Raw genomic sequence first — 3456 nt, forward strand, 5'->3', positions numbered from 1 at the left:
GTCGGCGCGCCCCGCCGGTGTCGCCGACCACGACCGTCCCCTCGCCGGACGCGGTCGCCGCGACGCCCCCGCCGCCGGACGGGCCCTCGCCCAGGCCGACCGGCTGCCGGACCTCGCCCTGTGCTCCACCGCCGTACGCGCCCGGCAGACCTGGGAACTGGCCTCCGCCGAGTGGGGCACGCCGCCGTCCGTGCGCTACGACGCGCGCCTGTACGCGGCCGGCGCGGCGGACCTCCTCGAGGTGGTGCGCGAGGTGTCCGCCGACATCGACACACTGCTCCTCGTGGGCCACAGTCCCGGCCTGGAGGAACTCGTCCTGGCGCTGGCCGGGGACGCTCTCGACGACACGCTGGACCGGGTCCGCGCGAAGTACCCCACGTCGGCGATGGCCGTACTGGACTGGCACGGCACCACCTGGCGGGCCCTCGCCCCCGGCGCGGCCCTGCTGACCGCGATGACCGTGCCGAGGGGTGTGCCGCGGTGAGCGCATAGGCTGGCCGGATGCAGGACGAGTACCGCACGGTCGCCCGCGCGGGTGTGCACGAAACCGAGATCAACCGCTCCCGCTTCCTGTGCGCCCTCGCCCCGGCCGCCACCGAGCAGGAGGCCCAGGCGTTCGTCGCGGCCGTCCGCAAGGAGCACGCGGACGCCAGCCACAACTGCTGGGCGTACGTCATCGGAGCCGACGCCGCCGTGCAGAAGGCCAGCGACGACGGCGAGCCCGGCGGCACCGCCGGCGTCCCGATGCTCCAGATGCTGCTGCGCCGCGACATGCGCTACGTCGTCGCCGTCGTCACCCGCTACTACGGCGGCGTCAAGCTCGGCGCGGGCGGACTCATCCGCGCCTACGGCGGCGCCGTCGGCGAGGCCCTGGACGACCTCGGCACGCTCACCCGCCGCCGTTTCCGCCTCGCCACGGTGACCGTCGACCACCAGCGCGCCGGCAAGCTCCAGAACGATCTGCGCACGGCGGGACGCGCGGTGCGCGACGTGCGGTACGCCGAGGCCGTCACCATCGAGGTCGGCCTGCCGGAGGCCGACGTGGGCGCCTTCCGGTCCTGGCTCGCGGACGCCACCGCCGGGTCGGCCGGGTTCGAACTGGGCGGCGAGGCGTACGGGGACGCGTGACAGGGCGGCAAAAAGGGCGTAACGGCCTTTAGAGGGCGTGGTCACAGGGCGAAACGGGAGTAACCACCCGGGCTGTCGGACCCTGCCGTTAGTCTCGGGGATCATGCGACTGCTGCACACTTCCGACTGGCATCTCGGCCGGGCGTTCCACCGGGTGGACATGCTGGGCGCCCAGGCCGGGTTCATCGGCCACCTCGTCGAGACCGTGCGCGCGCACGGCGTCGACGCCGTGGTCGTGTCGGGAGACGTGTACGACCGCGCGGTGCCGCCGCTCGCCGCCGTCGAGCTGTTCGACGACGCACTGCACCGCCTCGCCGACCTCGGTGTGCCGACGGTGATGATCTCCGGGAACCACGACTCGGCCCGCCGCCTGGGCGTGGGCGCCGGACTCATCGACCGCGCCGGCATCCACCTGCGCACCGACCCGGCGGGCTGCGGGACCCCGGTCGTGCTGGAGGACGCGCACGGTGAAGTGGCCTTCTACGGGCTGCCGTATCTCGAACCGGCGCTGGTGAAGACCGAGTTCCGGGTCGAGAAGGCGGGCCACGAGGCCGTGCTCGCCGCCGCCATGGACCGGGTCCGCGCCGACCTCGCCACGCGCGCGCGGGGAACGCGTTCCGTCGTCCTCGCGCACGCCTTCGTCACCGGCGGCGAGCAGAGCGACAGCGAACGGGACATCACCGTCGGAGGGGTGGCCGCCGTGCCCTCCGGTGTCTTCGACGGGGTCGACTACGTGGCGCTCGGACACCTGCACGGCTGCCAGACCCTGACCGAGCGCGTCCGCTACTCCGGCTCCCCGCTGCCGTACTCCTTCTCGGAGCACCGGCACCGCAAGAGCATGTGGCTCGTCGACCTGGACGCCGAAGGCTCGGTCACCGCCGAGCGGGTCGACTGCCCGGTGCCACGCGACCTGGCCCGGCTGCGCGGCACCCTGGAGGAGCTGCTCGCCGACCCCGGGCTGACCCCGTACGAGGAGGCGTGGGTCGAGGCGACCCTCACCGACCCGGTCCGTCCGGCCGACCCCATGGCCCGGCTCACCGGCCGCTTCCCGCACACGCTGAGTCTCCTCTTCGACCCCGAGCGGGCCCCGGCCGACCCGGCCGTGTCCTACGCCCGGCGCCTCGCCGGACGCAGCGACCAGCAGATCGCGGAGGACTTCGTGACGCATGTGCGCGGCGCCGGACCCGACGACCACGAACAGACCGTGCTGCGGGACGCCTTCGACGCGGTGCGCGCGGACGAGACCCTGCGGGAGGTGGCCCGGTGAGGCTGCACCGGCTGGACGTCACCGCCTTCGGGCCCTTCGGCGCATCGCAGGGGGTCGACTTCGACGACCTGTCGGCGGCCGGACTCTTCCTGCTGCACGGACCCACCGGCGCCGGCAAGACCTCCGTCCTCGACGCCGTCTGCTACGCGCTGTACGGCTCGGTCCCCGGCGCCCGCCAGAGCGGCCAGGGCATGAGCCTGCGCAGCGACCACGCCGCCGCCGGCACGCGCACCGAGGTGCGCCTCGAACTCACCGTCGCCGGACGGCGGCTGGAGGTCACCCGGCAGCCGCCCTGGGAGCGTCCGAAGCTGCGCGGCAAGGGCACGACCGTCGACAAGGCCCAGACCTGGCTGCGCGAGTACGACGCGGGCGCCGGGACCTGGAAGGCCCTGAGCCGCTCCCACCAGGAGATCGGCGAGGAGATCACCCAGCTGCTCGGCATGAGCCGCGAGCAGTTCTGCCAGGTCGTGCTGTTGCCCCAGGGCGACTTCGCGCGCTTCCTGCGCGCCGACGCGGAGGCGCGCGGCAAGCTCCTCGGCCGGCTCTTCGACACCCGGCGCTTCGCCGACGTCGAGAAACGCCTCGCCGAGCGGCGCCGCGCCACCGAGGCCCAGGTGCGCGAGGGGGACGCCACGCTGCTGGCCGACGCCCACCGGATGCAGCAGGCCGCCGGCGGCGCGATGGAACTGCCGGAGCTGGCGCCGGGCGAGCCGGGACTGGCCGAGGCCGTCCTCACCGCCGCCGCCGTCGCCCGCAGCACCGCCCGCGAGCTGCTGGCCGTCGCCGACTGCCGGCTCTTGACCGCCGAGTCCGCCCAGGCCGCCGCCGAACGCGACCTGGCGGGCGCACGGGAACTGGACCGGCTGCAACGCCGGTTCGCGGAGGCGCGGGAGCGGGCCGCACGGCTGGCCGAGCGGGCCGACGCCCACCGCACCGCACAGAAACGCATGGAGCGCGCCCGCAAGGCCGAAGCGGTCGCCCCCGCACTGGAGCTGCGGGATGCCGCCGACGCCGAACACCGGCGGGCCGCGGCCGCGGAGGAGCGCGCGCGTGCCCTGCTG

Annotated in this window: 4 protein-coding genes; all 4 read left to right on the plus strand. The window is 74.8% G+C overall.

Annotation, left to right across the window (positions count from 1 at the left end):
• Positions 1 to 484 (plus strand): histidine phosphatase family protein (locus tag EBH09_RS31445; RefSeq protein ID WP_121750246.1); only part of this gene is annotated, 484 nt, incomplete at its 5' end.
• Positions 485 to 501: 17 nt separating this feature from the next.
• A complete protein-coding gene (locus tag EBH09_RS31450; RefSeq protein WP_121750247.1) occupies positions 502 to 1128 on the plus strand; it encodes a YigZ family protein in 627 nt (208 codons plus the stop codon).
• 103 nt (positions 1129 to 1231) lie between these two features.
• Positions 1232 to 2395 (plus strand): exonuclease SbcCD subunit D, encoded by a 1164-nt coding sequence (locus EBH09_RS31455; protein ID WP_121750248.1) that lies wholly within the window; start codon positions 1232 to 1234, stop codon positions 2393 to 2395.
• A partial coding sequence (locus tag EBH09_RS31460) for an SMC family ATPase (RefSeq protein ID WP_153182751.1) occupies positions 2392 to 3456 on the plus strand: 1065 nt, incomplete at its 3' end. The genes EBH09_RS31455 and EBH09_RS31460, both read left to right, overlap by 4 nt.

The sequence above is a fragment of the Streptomyces sp. E2N166 genome (genome assembly GCF_003671715.1).
Taxonomy (GTDB): domain Bacteria; phylum Actinomycetota; class Actinomycetes; order Streptomycetales; family Streptomycetaceae; genus Streptomyces; species Streptomyces thinghirensis.